General features: G+C 74.8%; 16 protein-coding genes and 1 pseudogene. 10 read left to right on the top strand and 7 right to left on the bottom strand.

Annotation, left to right across the window (positions count from 1 at the left end):
- The first annotated feature begins 73 nt into the window (after positions 1–73).
- Positions 74–892, top strand: coding sequence for a GNAT family N-acyltransferase (locus ABZY31_RS25315; RefSeq protein WP_356414160.1), 819 nt, complete (start codon positions 74–76; stop codon positions 890–892).
- Positions 889–1,467: pseudogene (locus tag ABZY31_RS25310) on the top strand (lysophospholipid acyltransferase family protein); the annotation flags it as partial. The gene ABZY31_RS25315 and the pseudogene ABZY31_RS25310, both read left to right, overlap by 4 nt.
- 188 nt (positions 1,468–1,655) lie before the next feature.
- On the opposite strand, the gene egtD reads toward ABZY31_RS25310, so the two are convergent.
- Genes egtD through egtA form a run of 4 tightly spaced genes read right to left on the bottom strand, consistent with a single transcriptional unit; the run spans position 1,656 to position 6,199 of the window.
- Complete coding sequence (gene egtD / locus ABZY31_RS25305) at positions 1,656–2,702, bottom strand: L-histidine N(alpha)-methyltransferase (RefSeq protein WP_356414157.1); 1,047 nt, start codon at positions 2,700–2,702, stop codon at positions 1,656–1,658.
- Positions 2,695–3,483: an ergothioneine biosynthesis protein EgtC gene (gene egtC, locus ABZY31_RS25300; protein WP_356414154.1), complete on the bottom strand. Its 789-nt coding sequence runs from the start codon at positions 3,481–3,483 to the stop codon at positions 2,695–2,697. Before egtC ends, egtD begins: the two co-directional genes overlap by 8 nt.
- Positions 3,483–4,811: an ergothioneine biosynthesis protein EgtB gene (gene egtB / locus ABZY31_RS25295; protein ID WP_356414152.1), complete on the bottom strand. Its 1,329-nt coding sequence runs from the start codon at positions 4,809–4,811 to the stop codon at positions 3,483–3,485. Before egtB ends, egtC begins: the two co-directional genes overlap by 1 nt.
- A complete protein-coding gene (egtA, locus tag ABZY31_RS25290) occupies positions 4,808–6,199 on the bottom strand; it encodes an ergothioneine biosynthesis glutamate--cysteine ligase EgtA (RefSeq protein ID WP_356414149.1) in 1,392 nt (463 codons plus the stop codon). The genes egtB and egtA overlap by 4 nt, the downstream gene beginning before the upstream one ends.
- Positions 6,200–6,361: 162 nt before the next feature.
- Between egtA and ABZY31_RS25285 the strand changes: the two genes are divergently transcribed.
- Complete coding sequence (locus tag ABZY31_RS25285) at positions 6,362–7,174, top strand: TIGR02452 family protein (protein ID WP_356414147.1); 813 nt, start codon at positions 6,362–6,364, stop codon at positions 7,172–7,174.
- A 25-nt stretch (positions 7,175–7,199) separates the two neighbouring features.
- Here the strand turns inward: ABZY31_RS25285 and ABZY31_RS25280 are convergent, their stop codons facing one another.
- Together ABZY31_RS25280 and ABZY31_RS25275 are read right to left on the bottom strand one after the other, a co-directional pair.
- The gene (locus tag ABZY31_RS25280; protein WP_356414144.1) at positions 7,200–7,679 is read right to left on the bottom strand and encodes a type II toxin-antitoxin system PemK/MazF family toxin; all 480 of its coding nucleotides are present in this window, start codon (positions 7,677–7,679) and stop codon (positions 7,200–7,202) included.
- An 82-nt stretch (positions 7,680–7,761) separates the two neighbouring features.
- Positions 7,762–9,183, bottom strand: coding sequence for an amidase (locus ABZY31_RS25275; RefSeq protein WP_356414208.1), 1,422 nt, complete (start codon positions 9,181–9,183; stop codon positions 7,762–7,764).
- A gap of 330 nt (positions 9,184–9,513) precedes the next feature.
- Here ABZY31_RS25275 and ABZY31_RS25270 point away from each other — a divergent pair, with 330 nt between their 5' ends.
- The 7 genes from ABZY31_RS25270 (at position 9,514) to ABZY31_RS25240 (ending at position 18,639) form a co-directional block, all read left to right on the top strand.
- Positions 9,514–10,584 carry a LacI family DNA-binding transcriptional regulator gene (locus ABZY31_RS25270; protein ID WP_356414141.1) on the top strand — a complete coding sequence of 357 codons (1,071 nt, stop codon included), beginning with the start codon at positions 9,514–9,516 and terminating at the stop codon, positions 10,582–10,584.
- A 112-nt stretch (positions 10,585–10,696) separates the two neighbouring features.
- The gene (locus ABZY31_RS25265; RefSeq protein WP_356414138.1) at positions 10,697–11,887 is read left to right on the top strand and encodes a thiolase family protein; all 1,191 of its coding nucleotides are present in this window, start codon (positions 10,697–10,699) and stop codon (positions 11,885–11,887) included.
- A 223-nt stretch (positions 11,888–12,110) separates the two neighbouring features.
- The gene (locus ABZY31_RS25260; protein WP_356414135.1) at positions 12,111–13,550 is read left to right on the top strand and encodes an aldehyde dehydrogenase family protein; all 1,440 of its coding nucleotides are present in this window, start codon (positions 12,111–12,113) and stop codon (positions 13,548–13,550) included.
- Between the two features lie 74 nt (positions 13,551–13,624).
- Complete coding sequence (gene trxA / locus ABZY31_RS25255) at positions 13,625–14,035, top strand: thioredoxin (RefSeq protein ID WP_356414132.1); 411 nt, start codon at positions 13,625–13,627, stop codon at positions 14,033–14,035.
- Between the two features lie 141 nt (positions 14,036–14,176).
- Positions 14,177–15,610 carry an NAD(P)/FAD-dependent oxidoreductase gene (locus tag ABZY31_RS25250; protein WP_356414129.1) on the top strand — a complete coding sequence of 478 codons (1,434 nt, stop codon included), beginning with the start codon at positions 14,177–14,179 and terminating at the stop codon, positions 15,608–15,610.
- 132 nt (positions 15,611–15,742) lie between these two features.
- Positions 15,743–16,792: a M4 family metallopeptidase gene (locus ABZY31_RS25245; RefSeq protein ID WP_356414126.1), complete on the top strand. Its 1,050-nt coding sequence runs from the start codon at positions 15,743–15,745 to the stop codon at positions 16,790–16,792.
- A gap of 272 nt (positions 16,793–17,064) precedes the next feature.
- Entirely contained in the window at positions 17,065–18,639 is a 1,575-nt protein-coding gene (locus tag ABZY31_RS25240; protein ID WP_356414124.1) for a M4 family metallopeptidase, read from the top strand.
- Between the two features lie 10 nt (positions 18,640–18,649).
- Here the strand turns inward: ABZY31_RS25240 and ABZY31_RS25235 are convergent, their stop codons facing one another.
- Entirely contained in the window at positions 18,650–18,889 is a 240-nt protein-coding gene (locus ABZY31_RS25235) for a DUF2087 domain-containing protein (RefSeq protein WP_356414205.1), read from the bottom strand.
- Between the last annotated feature and the right edge of the window lie 307 nt (positions 18,890–19,196).

Raw genomic sequence — 19,196 nt, 5'->3', positions numbered from 1 at the left:
GTCACGGAAGAAGTAGAGGAGCCAGGCCGATACGCCGCCGGCCCGGCTCCCGCTTCCCGGATCAGGAGCCGTCATGACCATCGCCCCCCTGTCCCCCGTCGACGTCGCCACCCTCCCCCTCGCCGCGCCCCCGCGGGCGGTCCCCACCCCCGCCGCGCATCCCGCCGCCCGCTACACCGTCCGCCTCGCCCGCGACGAGGACGAGGTCCGCGCCGCCCAGCGGCTGCGCCACGACGTCTTCGCGGGCGAACTCGGCGCCCGCCTCGACGGCCCCGAACCGGGCCTCGACGCCGACGCCTTCGACGCCTACTGCGACCACCTCCTCGTCGTCGAGGAGGAGAGCGCCCGGGTCGTCGGCACCTACCGGCTGCTGCCCCCGGAGCGCGCCGCGGTCGCGGGACGGCTTTACTCCGAGGGCGAGTTCGACCTCTCGGCGCTCACCCCGATCCGCTCCGACCTCGTCGAGGTCGGCCGCTCCTGCGTCCACCCCGACCACCGGAACGGCGCCGTGATCGGCCTGATCTGGGCCGGGCTGGCCCGCTACATGGACCGCGGCGGACACAACTGGCTGGCCGGCTGCTGCTCGGTCCCGCTCGCCGACGGCGGGGTCCTCGCCGCTGCCACCCGGGAGCGGGTCCTCACCCGCCACCTCGCCCCCCAGGAGTACCGGGTCACCCCGCACCGCCCGTGGAGCCCCGACGGCATCTCCTTCCCCGACCGCGCCGAGCTGCCGCCGCTGCTGCGCGGCTACCTGCGGCTGGGCGCCTGGGTGTGCGGGGAGCCCGCGCTGGACGCCGCTTTCGGCGTCGCCGACCTGTACGTGCTGCTCTCGCTGCGCCGCACCCACCCGCGCTACCTCCGGCACTTCCTCTCGCTGGCCCCCGCCGCATGAGCGCCTGGCTGCCCACCGCGCCGTGCACCCCCGAGGACTGCGCCGCCCACCGCGGCCCGGCCGCGGGCGCCGTGCACGCCGCGGTGCGCCTGCTGACCGCGGCGCTGGTGCTGCTGCTGGGGATCCTGGCGGCGCCCGCCCTGCGGCTGCTGCCCTCCGGTGCCCGCGGCGCGCTGGTACGGGCCTGGGCGCGCGCCTTCGTACGGTCCTTCGGGGTCCGGATCACCGTCCACGGCGGCCCCGGCGCGGACGGGGGCCGGCTCGTGGTCGCGAACCACGTCTCCTGGCTGGACATCCCGCTCGTCGCGGCGGTGCTGCCCTCCCGGATGCTGGCCAAGAGCGACATCCGGGACTGGCCGCTGCTGGGAGGGCTCGCCACCGGCGCGGGCACCCTGTTCATCGAGCGGGAGCGGATCAGGGCGCTGCCGACGACCGTGGCGGCGCTCACGGCCGCGCTGCGGTCCGGGGACCGGGTGACCGTGTTCCCCGAGGGCAGCACCTGGTGCGGGCGCACCCGGGGGCTCTTCCGCCGGGCCGCCTTCCAGGCGGCGCTGGACGCGCGGGTCGCCGTACAGCCCGTCCGCATCGACTACCGGCTGGCCGACGGGCGGCTCGCGGGGGCGCCCGCCTTCGTCGGCGACGACCCGCTGACCGCCTCGCTGTGGCGGATCGCCCGGGCCCGCGGGGTGCGGGCCGACATCACGCTGCTGCCGCGGATCCCGCCGGGCCGTCACCCGGACCGGCGGGAACTCGCCGCGGCGGCTCAGGCGGCCGTCGGCTCCGGGCCCGCGCCGCTGGCCGGCGTCCCGGCGCCGCGCCCGTCCTGCGGCGCGGGCGCGGCGACCGACAGGGACAGGGCGAACCGGCCCTCCCGGTCCGTCCACCACTGGGTCAGCTCCAGCCCGGCGGACGCCAGCTCACGGCGCACGCCCTCCTGACGGAACTTCGCGGAGACCTCGGTCAGGATCTCCTCGCCCGCCGCGAACGGCACCACCATGTCCAGGGCCCGGATCTTCACCAGCGCGTCCGTCCGGGCCCGCAGCCGCATCTCCATCCACTCGTGCTCCCGGTTCCACACCGCCACGTGCGCGAAGTCGGCGGTGTGGAAGTCCGCGCCCAGCTCGCGGTCGATGACGGCCAGGACGTTCCGGTTGAACTCGGCCGTCACCCCCTGCGCGTCGTCGTACGCCGCCACCAGCACCGCCTCGTCCTTCACCAGGTCGGTCCCCATCAGCAGCGCGTCCCCGGGCGACAGCATCGCCCGGACGGACGCCAGGAAGGCGGCCCGCTCGGCGGGCAGCAGGTTTCCGATCGTCCCGCCCAGGAACACCACCAGCCGGGGCCCCGGCGAGGGCGGCAGCGCCAGCGGCCGGGTGAAGTCGGCCACCAGCGCGTGCACCCGCAGCCGCGGACGGTCCGCGAGCAGCACCCCGGCCGCGCCCCGCAGCGCGCTCTCGCTCACGTCCACCGGGACGTACGTGTCCAGCCCGGGCAGTGCCTCGATCAGGTGCCGGGTCTTCTCCGAGGACCCGGAGCCCAGCTCGACCAGGGTGCGGGCGCCGGTGACGGCCGCGATCTCGCCGGCGCGCTCCAGCAGGATCTCCCGCTCCGCGCGCGTCGGGTAGTACTCGGGCAACCGGGTGATCTCCTCGAAGAGTTCGCTGCCCCGGCTGTCGTAGAACCACTTGGGCGGCAGTGACTTGGGAGAGCCGGTCAAGCCCTCGCGCACATCGGCGCGCAGCGCCTTCTCGGCCGCGTTCTCGTCCAGGGTCCGGGTCAACCGGAAGTCACCCGTGGGAAATTCACTCACTGTCCTCGTTCTCCTTGGTCGCGTGCGGGGGGAGTTCCTTGAGCGGGGTCAGCTCGACGTGCGTCCGCGAAGCGGTCAGCAGGGTCCGGTCGGCGACCTCGGTCCAGCGGGGATCGTCGTCGTAGGGCTCGGACGCGACGACCATGCGGTCCGTCCGGGTGTCCGCCAGGTACCACAGCGAATCGCCCCAGGCCGTCGCCGCGATCGCGTGCCCGTCGGTGAGCAGCAGGTTGAGCCGCGATCCGGGGGCCGCCGCCGCCAGTTCGCGGACGGGAGCGCTCAGCGCGTCACCGAGAGCCGCGCCCGCGCGCAGCGCGCGCAGGACCAGTGCCCAGACCAGCGCCGAATCGGAGCGGGCGGCCAGCTGGAGCAGTTCCACGGCGGGCAGCGAGGCGGCGGCGTCCGCGGCCGCGTCCGGCCAGTCCCGCACCGCCCCGTTGTGGCTGAACAGCCACGGCCCGGCCGCGAAGGGCGCGGCCGCCGCCTCGCCGTCCGCGCTGCTCAGGGTCGCGTCGCGGACGGCCGCCAGCGCGGATCCGCTGCGCACGACCCGCGCGAGGTCGCTGAAGGTGGCGTCGCCCCACACGGGGCCCGCCCGGCGGTAGCGGGCCGGCACGGGGTCCCCTTCCGCGTACCACCCCACGCCGAACCCGTCGGCGTTGACGGTCCCGAACCGCTGGCGGCGCGGCGCCCACGCCTGACGCACCAGCGAGTACTCCGGCTCGGAGAGCAGCCTGCCCAGCGGGACGGCCGGTCCCAGCCAGGCTATGTGACGGCACATCAGGCGTCCCTCGCGGTGCGGAACCCGGCGAAGATCTGGCGGCGCACCGGCAGGTCCCAGTTGCGGAAGGTGCCCCGGCAGGCCACCGGGTCCACCGCGAACGAACCGCCCCGCAGCACCTTGTGCTCCGGCCCGAAGAACACCTCGGAGTACTCCCGGTAGGGGAAGGCGCGAAAGCCCGGATAGGGGAGGAAGTCACTGGCCGTCCACTCCCACACGTCGCCGATCAACTGGCGCACCCCGAGCGGGGAGGCCCCGGCCGGGTAGCTGCCCGCGGGGGCGGGGCGCAGGTGGCGCTGGCCGAGGTTGGCGTGGGCGGGCCCGGGGTCGGCGTCGCCCCACGGATACCGGGTGGAGCGGCCGGTCGCCGGGTCGTGGCGGGCCGCCTTCTCCCACTCCGCCTCGGTCGGCAGCCGCCGGCCGGCCCAGCGGGCGTAGGCGTCCGCCTCGTACCAGCTGACGTGCAGGACCGGCTCGTCCCCGGGCACCGGCTCCACCACTCCGAAGCGGCGGCGCAGCCACTGGCCGGCCTCCCGGTGCCAGAACAGCGGCGCGCCGATCCCGTGGCGGCGGATCTGCTCCCAGCCCTCGGCCGCCCACCAGCGGGGCTCGGCGTAGCCGCCGTCCGCGATGAAGTCAAGGTACCGCGCGTTGGTGACCGGGACCGTGTCGATCCAGAAGGGGCCGGTGTCGCGGGTGTGCGCGGGGCGCTCGTTGTCCAGCGCCCACGGCTCGGTGGAGGTCCCCATGGTGAACGGCCCGCCGGGGACGAGGACTTCGGCGGCCGACGGGGGCGGGCCGGTCGGCGCTCCGGGGTCCGGAGCAGCCAGCACGGGGCCTCCGCGCCGCAGTTGATGGGTGATCAGCATCGTCTCGTCGTGCTGCTGCTCGTGCTGCGCGATCATCCCGAAGGCGAAGCCGCCGTCGAGCAGCGCCGAACCCTCGAACGGCGTCCGCTCCAGCAGGTCGAACACCCGCCCCCGCACCTCGGCGCTGTAGCCGCGGGCCTCGGCGGGACCCAGCAGCGGCAGCGCCGGCCGCTCCGCGCGGGGGTGCGCGAAGGCGTCGTACAAGGGGTCGATCTCGGGACGCATCGGCTCCCGCCCGGCGACGCGCCGCAGCAGCCACAGTTCTTCCTGGTTGCCGATGTGCGCGAGGTCCCACACGAGCGGGGACATCAGCGGCGAGTGCTGCGCGGCCAGGTCCCCGTCGCTCACCGGGTCGGTCAGCGCCGCGGTCCTGGCCCGGGCGGCGGTCAGCGCGGCGGCCGCCCGCGCGCGCAGGTCCCCGGGCGGTGCGGGGGCGGTCCGGTCGGCTCCCGTGCTCACGGGCGCGTCTCCTTCCGGTCGGTGGCGGAGGCGGTGCCCCGCGGCGCCGCGGTGGTGGAACGGGCCCGCGCGTCGTCGACCTCGTCGGCGGGACAGCGGCCGCGCCGCACGAAGCGCTCGGTGAACTCGCCGACGGCGTCCCGCACCCGGGTGTCCGCGCCGAGCCGCGGCAGCGCCTCGGCCGCCGCCCGGAAGCAGGCGCGGGCGGCCGCGCGCAGCTCCGGGTCCCGGGGCCCGTGGCGGGCCGCCGAGAGCCAGAGCGGATTGCGCGGCGCCGGCCGCGGGCCGTGGGTGTCGGCCAGTCCCTTCGCCACGCGGTACGCCGTCTCCGCGGCCTCCGGGTCGTCGAACAGGGCGTGCACCACGGCCACGGGGACCAGCCAGCCGTCTTCGCCCGGCTGCGCGTCGATCATCCGCAGCTCCAGGTGCCCGCGCGGCCGCACCGGCGGGAACAGGGTGGTCAGGTGGTAGTCGAGATCCGCGGCGGTGGGGGGCCGGGGCCCGGCGCCGCGCAGCCATGCGCGGAAGCTCAGGCCCCGGGGCACCTCCCAGGCACCGCCCGCTGCGTCCGGACCGTCCGCCTCCGCGGGCCGTACGCACATCACCGCCGTGTCGAGCGCGTGCCGCGTCCACACCTCGCGCGGGTCGCCGTCCAGCGGCGGAGCCAGCGCCCGCGCGGTGTCGAGGTCGCTCCAGACCCCCTGGCGCGAACACCGCCACCCCGCGTACGGGCCGCTGTCGGCGGGGGAGTTCGCGAAGGCGGAGACGAGCACCGCGCCCAGCAGGTGCGCGAACCGCCAGCGCCGGCCGTGCCCCAGCGGCCCGGGTTCCTCGTGGCCCGCGTCGACACAGACCTGGACCGAGGCGGAGGCGCGCATCATGGCGCGCCCGGCCGGGCCGGTGCGGTCGAAGTACGTCTCCATCGCGGCGTAGCGCGGGTGGTCCAGCAGTCTCCGCAGCGGCCGGCGCAGATCGTGGCCGAGGCCGTCGAGGACGACGCCCTGGGCGCCCAGGGCCTCCCGTACCGCCGTGAGATCGGCCTGGAGGTCGCCGACGCACCCCATCAGCGAGGCGGCGGGCGGCGAACTGAGTTCGAGCTGGCCCCCGGGCTCGACCGTGAACCGGGAGCGCAGGGGCAGGGCGGCCGCCGTGTCGTGGGCGGCGGTGAGGCGGGCGGGCGGCAGCGGACGCGCGGGGTCCTCCGCGTCCAGCAGCAGCCATTCCAGCTCGGCACCGACCAGACGGGGCGGCCCCGTCTTGAAACATATCCCGCGTACGAGGTCCTCGGCGGCGGTCTCGGTGAGCGGGCTCGGGTCGGGACCGGCGAGGCCGGGAGGCGGCCCGGGGGCGTGCGCCCGGACGGGTGGGGCGGGGGAGTCCTGGGTCATGAACGGTTCCTCATCTCCTGGCGCGAGCCGTGGCATCACCGTTGCCTACCCGTCGTGGTCGGGCCGTGAATCGTGCGGATCGCATCAAGATCGCGCAAATCAGTGCCGGATCGCGCAAGAAATTGCGTTGCCACGGGTGGTCGCCTTCCCGAAGATCAGGAGATGAGCAGCAGATTGCGGGCCATCGCGACGGAGAACGCGCAGATCGTGGCGGCCGGGGGGTACCGGACGCGGTCCGGACGGCAGGTTGCGCTCGCCGCCGCCGTGGCGGAGGCCAAGGCAGGAACCAGAATATATGGCCCGGATCCGGTCATTCCAGACGAAGTGCCGGGGGCGGGAAGCCGCGCGACCGCCTTCGAGGTGACCGGGGAGAGCAGCACCGTCGCCGCCCGCAGGCTCGCCGTGGACGGCCCGGTCGCGGTGCTCACCTTCGCCTCGGCCCGTAATCCCGGGGGCGGTTACGTCCGCGGGGCCAAGGCCCAGGAGGAAGCCCTGTGCCGTGCGTCGGCCCTCTACGAGACCCTGCTGGAGGCGCGCGCGTACTACGAGGTCCACCGCGCCGAGCCCAGCACCTTCTACACCGACCGGGTGATTCACTCGCCCGGGGTCCCGGTCTTCCGCGACGACCGGGGCGAACTCCTGGACGCGCCCTTCCGCGCCGGGTTCCTGACCTCGCCGGCGCCGAACGCGGGCACCATCCGCCGCCAGGAACCGGACCGCGCCCACGAGATCCCGGCGGCGCTGGCCCGGCGGGCGCAGCGGGTCCTGGAGGTGGCCGCGCTGCACGGCTACCCGGACCTGGTGCTGGGGGCGTGGGGGTGCGGGGTGTTCATGAACGACCCGGCCGAGGTGGCGCAGGCGTTCCGCGCCCCGCTGACGGGCCGCTTCGCCGGGGTCTTCGACCGGGTGGTCTTCGGCATCCTGGACCGGGCCCCGGGCCCGCGCCGCGCCTTCGAGGCGGCGTTCGCGGACTGAGGGCCGGGTGCGCACCCGGGGCGCCCTACGTCCAGCCGTACCGTGCGCGCAGCCGGTCCACGACCAGCTCGAACCGGTCCCGGTCCAGGGCGCAGGCCTCGCGCCGCATGCCGTCCTCGTGCACGCGCAGCACCCGGTCAACCGCCACCCAGGACTCCCGTCCGGCGCTGTCCCAGGGACCGGTGCCGATCGGCACCCACTCCCGGTCGTGGTCGTGCCGCTTGCTGGACAGCTGTACGGCGAGCACGGCCCCGCTGCCGCTCTCGCGGGCCACGACCAGCACGGGGCGGTCCTTGCCGCGCCCGTCGTTCTCCTCGTACGGAACGAAGGTCCACACGATCTCGCCGGGATCGGGGTCCCCGTCGTGATCGGGCGCGTAGGAGGTGCGCACGGCCCCGATGGCGTGCGGATCGACCTCGGCGGTCGCCCCGGCCCCGGCGCGGCCGGGCTGGTGGGGCTGGGGGAGCGGGTCGGTGGGCCCGGTGCGGTGCGAAAGTGCCGTCATCCGGGTGAGGTTAGCGGGAAGGGGCCCGTGGCCGCGCCGCCGCGGGGCCGCAGCTACGACGGCAGGGGGAGCGCGGCCGCCGCTACCGCGCCCCCACCGGCTGGGCGCGGGGGGTCCGGGGCGCCGCGCGCAGGGGAGCGGACCAGTGCGGCCAGTGGGACTGCCAGTTCTCCGCCGCCTCCAGCTGGGCCGCCAGGGAGATGAGGAGGGGCTCCGAGGCTTCAGGCCCCAGGAGTTGGGCGCCGACGGGGAGACCCTGGGGCGTGAAGCCCGCCGGGACGTTCACGCCCGGCCAGCCGAGGACGTTCCAGGGCCACGCGTACGGGCAGGCCGCGATGATCGTCCGTTCCGTCTCCAGCGAGCCGCGGCCCGTCAGGGCGCCGACGCGCAGGGGCGCGGTGGCCGTCGTGGGCGTGAGGACCACGTCGTAGCGCTGGAAGATCTCCCCGATCCGGTACTGGTGCAGGGCCTCCGCCCGGCGGGCCGCCCGCAGGGGCAGACCGCTCAGGATGCGCCCCATGAGCGTGGCCTCGCTCGTCCGCGGGTCCAGCAGCGAGGCGTCCGGCACCCGCGCCGCCCACTCGTGGACGCCGCCGGTCGCGCGGGGTATGAAGCTCAGCCCGATCTTCCCGTACCGGGGGTCCTCCAGGGCCACCTCGTGGCCGAGCGCCTCCAGCCGCCCCGCGAGCCGCTCCACGGCGCTGCGGACGGACGGGTCGAGGGACTTGGAGGTGCCGGTGAACGGCATCCCGAAGGAGAGCGCGATCCGCAGCCGGCCCGGCGCGGTACGGGCCGCCCGGACGGCGGAGACCGGCGCGGGCCGGTGCAGGTCGCCCCGGTGCGAGCCGCTGGCCGCGTCCAGGAGGAGGGCCGCGTCGGCGACCGTACGGGCGAGGACGCCGTTGACGGTCAGCCCGCGGAAGGCCTCGGGTTCGGGCCAGGTGGAGATGCGGCCGCGCTGCGGTTTGATGCCGACCAGGTGGGTCCAGGCCGCGGGGATGCGGATGGACCCGGCGCCGTCCGACCCCAGCGCCGCCGGGACCAGTCCGGCGGCCACGGCGGCCGCGGAACCGCCCGAGGAGCCGCCGGGAGTGAACGCCGGGTTCCAGGGATTGCGGGTCGCGCCGAATGCGGGCCCCTCGGTGAGCGGCCACTGGCCCAGCTCCGGGGTCTGGGTCTTGCCCACGATGACGGCCCCCGCGGCGCGCAGCCGGCGTACGGCCTCGCTGTCCTCGGCCTTCGGCGGGAACTCCCCGGCGCAGCCGAAGGCGGTCGGCAGCCCGGCCACGTCCATGTCGTCCTTGACCGCCAGCGGTACGCCCAGCAGCGGCAGCCGCTCACCGGCGGCGAGCCGCCGGTCGGCCGCGTCGGCCTCCGCGAGGGCGGCCTCGGCGTGCACCACCCGGAAGGCGTTCAGCTCCGGCTGCGAGGCCTCGATCCGCTCCAGGCACTGTTCGGTCAGCCAGCGCGAGGACACGCTGCCCTCGGCGAGTGCCCGGGCCATGTCCACCAGACCGGGCACCGCGTACGGGGCCGGAAGCGGGAGTAAGCCCGGCGGCGGACCGGGGTCCGGGGCGGCCGTGGGGCGGGGCGCCGCGACGGCCGTCGTCCCCGGAGTCAAGACGGTCGTCGCGCCAGGAGCCGTGCCAGGAACTGTGGTCATCGAAACCGGACCTCCCCGTTACTCATCGGTATACAGACGGTAACGGGGAGATCTTGAAGCTTGCTATATCCCTCCTTCAAGCGAGCTCACGAACCCCTCGAAGTCCCCGCGGCATGATTCCAGCCATCCGCCGGCCCTCGGACGCGAGCGGTCTGGAAGGATTCCCGGGCCATGCCCCAGTCACCGAAGTTGCCTCCGCCGCCGCCCTCGGCCCCGCCCGCCGCGGCCCCGCATCCCCCACTGCCCGCCGCGGCGACCAGCGCCGACGTGGCGCGCCTCGCCGGAGTCTCGCGCGCCACGGTCTCCTACGTGCTGAACAACGCCGAGGCCGTCCGCATCAGCGAACCGACTCGCCGCAAGGTCCGCGAGGCGGCCGAGGAGCTCGGCTACGTCCCGCACGCCGCCGCCCGCAGCCTGCGCGCCGGACACACCCGCATCGTGCTGCTGCCCACGTCGCACGTCCCGGCCGGACCGCTGTACAGCTCCTTCCTGAACGCGTTGCAGTGGGCGCTGCGCCGCCTCGACTACACCGTGGTCCAGTACGGCAGCCTCGGCCTCACCGGTGACCAGGCCGCGCGCGCCTGGGCCGAGTTGCGGCCCGTGGCGGTGATCTCCCTCGGTGAGATCGTCCTGAGCGCGCAGAACGTCGAGACCCTCAAGCGGGCGGGCGCCCGCGCCGTGATCACGCTCGGGCCGGTCGGCGTCCCCGGAGCGCACGCCTGCGTCATGGACCAGGCGGAGGTCGGCCTGCGGGCCGCCGCCCACCTCATCGAGCGCCGTCACCGCCGGATCGGCGTGATCGTCCCCGAGGAGGAGGGGCTCGACCTGTTCTCCGCCCCGCGCCTGGAGGGCGCCCGGACCGCCGCCGACGGCGTGGCCGTGATCGAGCCGCTGCCGATGGCCTACACCGAGGAGTCCGCGCGGGCCCTCGCCGCCCGCTGGCGGACGCACGGCCCGGACGCCGTCTTCGCCTACAACGACGAGTACGCGATGCTGCTGATGCGCGCCCTCCAGGACGAGGGGCTGCGCGTGCCCGAGGACGTGGCCGTCATGGGCGCCGACGACCTGCTGATCGGGCGGCTGCTGCGGCCCCGCCTGAGCACGGTCCGGATCGAAATGCCCACCGGCGATCACCTGGCCGCCCTGGTGGACCGGGCGGTCCGCGAGCCCTCCGAGCCCCCGGCCCGCCACGACCTGATGTCGGCCACGGCCGTCCCGCGCGAGTCCACCCGCACGGCGTGAGCCCTGACCTGCCCCTGCGGCAGCGGGGAGGCGTTGACAGGCCGCGAGCCGGGGACGGAGACTGCGGGCGCGCCCACCGGCGCGCCCGCACGGATCTGCCCAGGAGACCCCCATGCGCATCCGCGACGTCTACATCGTCGACGCCGTCCGCACCCCGATCGGCAAGTTCGGCGGTGCCTACGCCGGGGTCCGCCCGGACGACCTGGCCGCGCACGTGGTCCGCGCCCTGGTGGACCGTACGCCCGGACTCGACCCCGCGCGGATCGACGACGTCGTCTTCGGCGACGCCAACGGCGCCGGTGAGGACAACCGCGACGTGGCCCGCATGGCGGTGCTGCTGGCGGGGCTCCCGGTCACGGTCCCCGGCGTCACCGTCAACCGGCTGTGCGGATCGGGCCTGGAGGCCGTGATCCAGGCGGCGCGGGCCATCGCCCTCGGGGACGCCTCCGTGGCGATCGCGGGCGGCGTCGAATCGATGACCCGCGCGCCCTGGGTGGTGCAGAAGCCCGAGCGGGCGTTCCCCGCGGCCCACCAGCAGCTGTGGTCCACCACCCTCGGCTGGCGGATGACCAACCCGCGGATGCCCGGTGAATGGACCGGCTCGCTGGGTGAGGGCGCGGAACTGGTCGCGGACAAGTACGCGCTGACGCGCGAGGCTCAGGACGCCTTCGCGCTGGAGAGCCACCGCAAGGCCGCGGCGGCCTGGGCGGCGGGGGAGTACGACGCCGAGGTGGTCCCGTACCCCGGCGTCGAGCTGCTGCGCGACGAATGCGTCCGGGAGGGCTCCAGCATGGAGGCCCTCGCCCGGCTGAAGCCCGCCTTCCGCACCGACGGCCGCGGCACGGTCACGGCGGGCAACGCCTCACCGCTCAACGACGGCGCCGCCGCCCTGCTGCTCACCGACGAGGCGGGACTCGCGGAGACCGGGCGCGAGCCGCTCGCCCGGATCCGGGCCTCCGCGGTGACCGGGATCGAGCCGCAGCTCTTCGGACTGGGGCCGGTCGAGGCGGTCCGGCGGGCGCTGGAGAAGGCCGGCCGCGGCTTCGCCGACCTGACGACCCTGGAGCTGAATGAGGCGTTCGCCGCGCAGGCGTTGGGCTGCCTGGAGGCCTGGCCCGAACTGGACCGCAAGGTGGTCAACCCGCGCGGCGGCGCCATCGCCCTCGGCCACCCGCTCGGCGCGTCCGGCGCCCGGCTCGCCGGTTCGGTCGCCCACCAGCTGGCGGCGGCCGGTGCGGGGACGGGGATGGCCGCGCTGTGCATCGGGGTGGGACAGGGCATCGCCCTGGTGCTGGAGCGCTGACGGGGCACGGTACGCGGGAGCCCGGCGGGGCGCGCGGGGACGCGGGGCAGGCTCCAGGGGGGCCGGGTGGTCCGATCGATTCCGGACATGTGCGCCCGGCAACTGCCCAATAACTGAACAGAATTGGGAACTCCGTTCTGGCACGATGACGCGTGCCGCCCCCCACCCCCGGCCGGCTCCGTCCTGCGCCGGTTCCGTCCCCACCCACCGGAGGCCCCGCGCCATGCCGCTCCTCGACCCGCAGCTCTGGCAGGACGGACCGACCCTGACCGGGGGTACGGCGCCGGTCATCGAACCGGCGACCGGCCGCACCCTCGCCACTCTCGACCTCGCCTCGGCGCCCGACGTCGCCGAGGCCGCCGTACGGGCCGGGGCCGCCCAGCGGGACTGGGGGCGCTCGACCCACCTGGAGCGCGCGGCGGTGCTGCGCCGCGCCGGGGACCTGTTCGCCGCCCACGCCGAAGAGCTGCGCACCTGGCTGATCCGCGAATCCGGGTCGATCCCCGGCAAGGCGGACTTCGAACTGCACGTCGCCGCCCAGGAGTGCTACGAGGCCGCCGCGCTGGCGTCCCGGCCGACCGGCCAGGTGCTGGCGACCGAGGCGCCCCGCCTCTCGTACACCCGGCGCTCCCCGGCCGGGGTGGTCGGGGTCATCGCCCCCTTCAACGCCCCGCTGATCCTCGCCATCCGCTCGGTGGCGCCCGCGCTGGCCCTCGGCAACGCCGTGCTGCTCAAGCCGGACCGGCGCACCGCCGTGTGCGGCGGCCTCGTGCTCGCCGCGGTCTTCGCCGCCGCCGGGCTGCCGGCCGGGGTGCTGCACGTGCTCCCGGGGGACGCGGACACCGGGGCGGCGCTGGTGGCCGAACCCCTGGTCAGGGTGGTCTCGTTCACCGGGTCGACCGCGAGCGGCCGGGCCGTCGGGGAATCGGCCGGCCGTCACCTCAAGCGCGTGCACCTGGAGTTGGGCGGCAACTCGGCGCTGGTCGTGCTCGCCGACGCCGACGTGGAGGCCGCGGTGGCCCAGGCGTCCTGGGGCTCCTTCTTCCACCAGGGCCAGATCTGCATGACCGCGGGCCGCCATCTGGTGCACGCCACCCTGTACGACGAATACGTCGAGCGGCTCGCGGCGCGGGCCGAGGCGCTGGCAGTGGGGGACCCGTACCGCGAACAGGTGCACCTGGGCCCGCTCATCGACCGCGCCCAGCTGGAGCGGGTCCACGCCCTCGTGGAGGCGAGCACCGGGCGCGGCGCGAAGCTGATCGCGGGCGGCACCCACCGCGAGCTCTTCTACCGGCCGACGGTCCTCGCGGGCGTCGGCGACGACACCCCCGCCTACGCGGAGGAGGTCTTCGGCCCGGTGGCGCCCGTACGGTCCTTCGCGTCGGAGGAGGAGGCGGTCGCCCTGGCCTCGGCGGGCCCGTACGGCCTCTCCCTCGGCGTGGTCACCCGTGACGCGGCGCGCGGGCTGGAGCTGGCGGACCGGATACCCACCGGGATCGTGCACGTGAACGACCAGACGGTGAACGACGAGGCGGTCGCCCCCTTCGGCGGCGTCGGCGCCTCCGGCAACGGGGCCCGGTTCGGGGGCGAGGCGAACCTCGACGCCTTCACGGAACTGCGCTGGACCACGGTCCGCCGCACCCCGGCCGGCCACCCGTTCTGACCGGTTCCGGAATGCCGGGCGCGTTCCGTTCGTTCCAGGGGACAGGAAGCGCGAATTACGGAGGTCTGGAAACCGTGGCTACAGTCGAACTCACCAAGGAGAACTTCGACCGGACGGTCAGCGAGAACGAGTTCGTGCTGATCGACTTCTGGGCGTCGTGGTGCGGCCCCTGCCGGCAGTTCGCCCCGGTCTACGAGCGGGCCTCGCAGACCCACCCGGACCTGGTCTTCGCGAAGGTGGACACGGAAGCGCAGCAGGAGCTGGCCGCCGCCTTCGACATCCGGTCGATCCCGACGCTGATGATCATCCGGGACCAGGTGGCCATCTTCGCCCAGCCGGGCGCCCTCCCCGAAGCCATGCTGGAGGACGTCATCGGCCAGGCCCGCGCTCTGGACATGGACGAGGTCCGCACGAAGATCGCCGCCGAGAAGGCGGCCCCGAAGCCCGGGGACGGCCCGGCCCAGCCCCCCGCCGAAGGCGCGTAACGGCCGGCCCCCGCCGAGCACACCGGCCCGGGCCGCGGCACGCCCGCCGCGGCCCGGCTCGGCACGCCGCGGCCCGGCTCCGGCACGCCGCGGCCCGGCGGTTGGTCGCGCGGACCCTGCGCTGCCGCGAGACTGGACCCCATGACTGAAGCGGTGGAATACGACGTCGTGGTGATCGGCGGGGGACCTGCGGGCGAGAACGTCGTCGACCGGGTGCGGGCCGCCGGGTTGAGCGCGGCGCTGGTGGAGAGCGAGCTCGTCGGCGGGGAGTGTTCGTACTGGGCCTGCGTGCCCAGCAAGGCGTTGCTGCGGCCGGTGCTCGCGCGCGCGGACGCGCGCAAGGTGCCCGGGCTGGCCGAGGCCGTGCGGGGGCCGCTGGACACGGCGGCCGTGTTCGCGCACCGGGACTACTGGGCCGGGCACTGGAAGGACGACGGAGGGGCCGACTGGGTGCGTTCCATCGGCGTGGACCTCTACCGGGGGCACGGCCGTCTCTACGGGATCCGCAAGGTCTCCGTCACCAGCCCCGAGGGCGAGCACCACGTGCTCGCCGCCCGGCACGCCGTCGTCGTGGCCACCGGGACGCGGGCGCTGGTGCCGGACGTGCCGGGGCTGGCCGCGGCCAGGCCGTGGACCAGCCGGGAGGCCACCTCGGCGCAGCAGGCGCCGGAGCGGCTGCTGATCGTGGGCGGCTCGGTGGTGGCCGCCGAGATGGCCACCGCCTGGCAGGGCCTCGGTTCGCAGGTGACGGTGCTGGTGCGCGGTGCGCGGCTGCTGCCCCGGATGGAGCCGTTCGCGGGCGAGCTGGTCGCGGATGCGCTGCGGGAGGCGGGCGCGGTGGTCCGTACGGGCGTGGACGTGGAGGCCGTCGTCCGCGACGGGTCGACCGGCCCCGTCACGGTCGTGCTCGCCGGCGGGGAGACCCTGGAGGGCGACGAACTGCTGATGGCGACGGGCCGGGTCCCGCACACCGAGGACGTCGGCCTCGACACGGTCGGGCTCGAACCCGGTGGGTGGATCGGGGTCGACGAGAGCTGCCGGGTGCCCGGAACCGATTGGCTGTACGCGGTCGGTGACGTCAACCACCGCGCGTTGCTCACCCATCAGGGCAAGTACCAGGCGCGGATCGCGGGGGCCGTCATCGCGGCCCGCGCGGCGGGCGCCGTCGCCGCCTCCGACGAGGGGGCGTGGGGCTCGTACGCCGCCACCGCGGACACGGCCGCGCTGCCGCAGGTGGTCTTCACCGATCCGGAGGCGGCGGCGGTCGGGCTGACCCTGGAGGAGGCCGAACGCGCGGGCCACCGGGTGCGGGCCGTCGATTACGACCTCGGCCAGGTGTCCGGAGCGGGCCTGTACGCCGACGGGTACCGCGGCCGGGCCCGGATGGTGGTGGACCTGGACCGCGAAGTCCTCCTCGGCGCCACGTTCGTGGGGCCGGGGACCGCCGAACTGCTCCACGCGGCCACCATCGCGGTGGCCGGTGAAGTGCCGATCGCTCGGCTGTGGCACGCGGTTCCCGCCTTCCCGACGGTGAGCGAGATCTGGCTGCGGCTGCTGGAGGCCTACCGGGGCTGAGGACGCAGCGGGGCCACGGACTCCGGTCGCGTCCGGGGGCTGGTCAAGGTCGTCGCCGGTGGGCAAAGATCGCGTCCGCACCTCTCCACCGGCGTTCTTCCGGCGCCACGCGTCCCTCACAGGAGGATGTCCATGCCCCGCCGTTCTTCCCGCGGCCGCACCGCCGCGCTCATCGCCTCCCTCACCCTGCTCGGCTGCGCCGTCCCGGCGGCCGCCGACACGTCCGGATCCGCGCCGGCCGGCCCGCCCCAGGGCCGCGTCTTCATGGTCAACCCCGTCCAGTCGTCCGGCGATCAGACGCTCACCGACGGCAAGGACGCCGCCGGCGCCGTGCCGGACTCCGCCTACGCCACGGTCGCGCTGCGCAACCTGGACGCGAGCGGCGGCCTGTCCGGCCGGTGGGCGTACGTCCGCTCGGAGACGGGAGCCCCCGCCGCCCTCTCGGACGCCGGCCGCTACACCCGGGCGGACGACCAGTTCGAGCAGGTCATGGCCTACTTCTGGGTCAACGAGGCGCAGGAGTACCTGCAATCCCTGGGCTTCGGCAGCGAGTTGCGCGGTGCCAACGACCGCGCGCAGCCGGTCCGCATCAACCAGTACGGCGCCGACAACTCCTTCTTCACCGACAAGAAGGCCGAGATCCGCTTCGGCAAGGGAGGCGTGGACGACGCCGAGGACGCGGAGGTCATCGTCCACGAGTACGGGCACGCGGTGCACAACGCGCAGGTCCCGGGCTTCGGCACCTCCCCGGAGGCGGGAGCGATAGGCGAGGCCTTCGGCGACTACCTGGCCGTCGAGGTCGGCAGTTACGCCGACGCCGCGCGGGGCTGGCCGCGCCGCACGGACCTGGCGTGCGTGGCCGACTGGGACTCGGTCCCCTACAGCGCCGCCCCGCACTGCCTGCGCCGCATCGACGGCACCAAGGTCTACGCGGACCGGGTCGGCGAGGTGCACGCCGACGGTGAGATCTGGTCCCGCGCCCTCTTCGACATCCGCGGGGCCCTGGGCGCGCGCACGGCGGACCGGGTGATCGTCAACGCGCAGTTCTCCTTCGCCCCCGGCACGAGCTTCCAGGACGCGGCGCTCGCCACGATCGCCACCGCCCGGAGCATGTACGGCGCGAGCGCGGCGGACGCCGTGCGGACCGCGTTCAAGAACCGCCAGATTCCCGGAATCGAGTAGTCCGGCCGGCTCAGGCCCGCGCGCGGCGCCCCGCCCGAGAGGACCGGCCGGGGCGCCGAGTGATCGTCAAGAGGTCGTCAAGTGGCCACCCGGGCACCTCGGTTCGCAGCAAAGCGGAATGGTCCGTTTTCGACCGTTGAGCGGACATCGTGAACCGCTCTCCGGATAACAGCAGGTCAAATCCTTGTTGCGTCCCTGTCATTTTGGGTCTTCCTCCTGGCAATGTCACAGCCGTTCCCCCCACGGCACACCAGGAGAGTGAGACCCCACCCATGTCCTCATCCCCCACCACCCGCAACCGCACCCGCGCGCTGCGCGCCGCCGCCCTCGTCGCCTCGGCGGCGATGGTCGCCATCGTGGCCCAGAGCGGTTCCGCCAGCGCGTCGGCCGAGCGCGAGGCCGGAGCAACCGCCCTGAGCCTGACCGCCGGTGCGCGCGCCGAGGCGATATCGACCGCACAGGCCGAGGCGGACGGCACGGGCCGCGCCCTCGGCCTCGCCGACGGCGAGCGCCTCGTGGCCCGCGACGTGATCAAGGACGCGGACGGCACCGTCCACACGCGCTACGAGCGCACCTACGCCGGACTGCCCGTGCTCGGCGGCGACCTGGTCGTCCACCAGAAGAAGGACGGCAGCCGCAAGACCACCAAGGGGACCGAGGCCCGCCTGGCCCCGGCCGCCGCCCGCAGCCTCAAGGCGGCGCCGGCCGGCGCCCGCGAGGTCGTCTGGGCCGCCACCGGCAAGCCGGTCTTCGCCTACGAGGCCGTCGTCACCGGCACCCGCGCGGACGGTACGCCCAGCGAGCGCCACGTCATCACCGACGCCGCCACCGGCGCCGAGCTCTACGCCTACGAGGCCATCGACACCGGCACGGGCACCAGCGAGTACTCCGGCGCCGTCACCCTCGGCACCACCCTGAGCGGTTCGTCGTACAGCCTGACCGACGCGGCCCGCGGCGGCCACAAGACCTACGACCTGAACGGCGCCACCTCCACCGCCACCGGCACCCTGTTCACGGACGCCGACGACAAGTGGGGCACCGGCTCCCCGTCGAACCGTCAGACCGCCGCCGTCGACGCCCACTACGGCGCCGCGGTGACGTGGGACTTCTACAAGTCGGAGCTCGGCCGCAACGGCATCGCCGGTGACGGCAAGGCCGCCTACTCGCGGGTCCACTACGGCAACGCCTACGTCAACGCCTTCTGGTCCGACAGCTGCTTCTGCATGACCTACGGCGACGGCGCCAACAACTCCAAGCCCCTCACCTCGCTGGACGTGGCCGGGCACGAGATGAGCCATGGCCTGACCGCGGCCACCGCCAAGCTCAACTACAGCCGCGAGTCCGGCGGTCTGAACGAGGGCACCAGCGACATCCTCGGCACGTCCGTGGAGTTCTTCGCCAACAACTCCTCGGACCCCGGCGACTACCTCATCGGCGAGAAGATCGACATCCGGGGCAACGGCTCGCCGCTGCGCTACATGGACAAGCCCAGCAAGGACGGTGCCTCCGCCGACTACTGGTCGAAGTCGGTGGGCGGCCTCGACGTCCACAACTCCTCCGGCGTCGCCAACCACTTCTTCTACCTGCTCTCCGAAGGCAGCGGCGCCAAGACGGTCAACGGCGTCTCCTACAACTCCCCGACCTACGACGGCTCCAAGGTCACCGGCATCGGCCGCACCAAGGCCTACAAGATCTGGTACAAGGCCCTTTCGACCTACATGACGTCGACCACCGACTACGCGGGCGCGCGCAAGGCGACCCTGCAGGCGACCGGGGACCTCTACGGCACGACGGGCGCCGAGTACCAGCAGGTCGCCGCGGCCTGGAAGGCCGTGAACGTCAACTGACGCCCCTGCGTCAGACCTCGGCCCGCCGGTAGTCGCCGCCGTCGGTGGTCCGCGTCAGCAGGCCCGCGATGACCAGGTAGCGCCGCAGCGCCGCGCTGTCGTCGTGGACCGTGCACAGCGCCTCGTTCACCTCGGGCTCCGTGTACGCGCGGCCCGGGGCGAACAAGGTCTCGGCGAGGTGGCGCAACAGCTGCTCGCGCCGGACGGGCTTGCGCGGGACGGCCTTGAGGCGGCCGGTTGCGGAGAACAGGTCGGCGACGCCGCGCCGTTCGGTCGCGGTGCGGCCCCCGCTGCCGGCCCCGCCCGCGGACCGGGCCCCGTCTTCGGACGGGGTTCCGGCCGGGGGCCGGACCCGGTGCCGGGGGTGGGCCTGGGCGTGGGGCGGGTGCTGCGCTTCGATGTCGGACATGAGCAGCAGCCTCGCCCGGCGCCGCGGGCCGCGGCAACCGCTTTTCCCGCTGCCGGCGACGTCCCGCGAAAAGTGACGCTCCTTCACCTTACTGAGTGGTAGTCCCCGCAGTACCCTCCGGGAACCGTTCCCCGTCCCTTCCGGAGGA

Source organism: Streptomyces sp. NPDC006529, from assembly GCF_040611795.1.
In the GTDB taxonomy this organism is placed as follows: Bacteria; Actinomycetota; Actinomycetes; order Streptomycetales; family Streptomycetaceae; genus Streptomyces.
Note: the sequence above shows the minus strand (reverse complement) of the source record. Positions and strands in the feature narration are given on the sequence as shown.

What these genes read in the sequence shown, in the direction of transcription:
- egtA (WP_356414149.1), bottom strand. Translation starts at nt 6,199, where the DNA reads ATGACCCAGGACTCCCCCGCCCCACCCGTCCGGGCGCACGCCCCCGGG.
- ABZY31_RS25250 (WP_356414129.1), top strand. Translation starts at nt 14,177, where the DNA reads ATGACTGAAGCGGTGGAATACGACGTCGTGGTGATCGGCGGGGGACCT.
- ABZY31_RS25315 (WP_356414160.1), top strand. Translation starts at nt 74, where the DNA reads ATGACCATCGCCCCCCTGTCCCCCGTCGACGTCGCCACCCTCCCCCTC.
- ABZY31_RS25245 (WP_356414126.1), top strand. Translation starts at nt 15,743, where the DNA reads ATGCCCCGCCGTTCTTCCCGCGGCCGCACCGCCGCGCTCATCGCCTCC.
- ABZY31_RS25265 (WP_356414138.1), top strand. Translation starts at nt 10,697, where the DNA reads ATGCGCATCCGCGACGTCTACATCGTCGACGCCGTCCGCACCCCGATC.
- ABZY31_RS25260 (WP_356414135.1), top strand. Translation starts at nt 12,111, where the DNA reads ATGCCGCTCCTCGACCCGCAGCTCTGGCAGGACGGACCGACCCTGACC.
- egtC (WP_356414154.1), bottom strand. Translation starts at nt 3,483, where the DNA reads ATGTGCCGTCACATAGCCTGGCTGGGACCGGCCGTCCCGCTGGGCAGG.
- ABZY31_RS25280 (WP_356414144.1), bottom strand. Translation starts at nt 7,679, where the DNA reads ATGACGGCACTTTCGCACCGCACCGGGCCCACCGACCCGCTCCCCCAG.
- ABZY31_RS25285 (WP_356414147.1), top strand. Translation starts at nt 6,362, where the DNA reads ATGAGCAGCAGATTGCGGGCCATCGCGACGGAGAACGCGCAGATCGTG.
- ABZY31_RS25270 (WP_356414141.1), top strand. Translation starts at nt 9,514, where the DNA reads ATGCCCCAGTCACCGAAGTTGCCTCCGCCGCCGCCCTCGGCCCCGCCC.
- ABZY31_RS25275 (WP_356414208.1), bottom strand. Translation starts at nt 9,183, where the DNA reads ATGGCCCGGGCACTCGCCGAGGGCAGCGTGTCCTCGCGCTGGCTGACC.
- ABZY31_RS25240 (WP_356414124.1), top strand. Translation starts at nt 17,065, where the DNA reads ATGTCCTCATCCCCCACCACCCGCAACCGCACCCGCGCGCTGCGCGCC.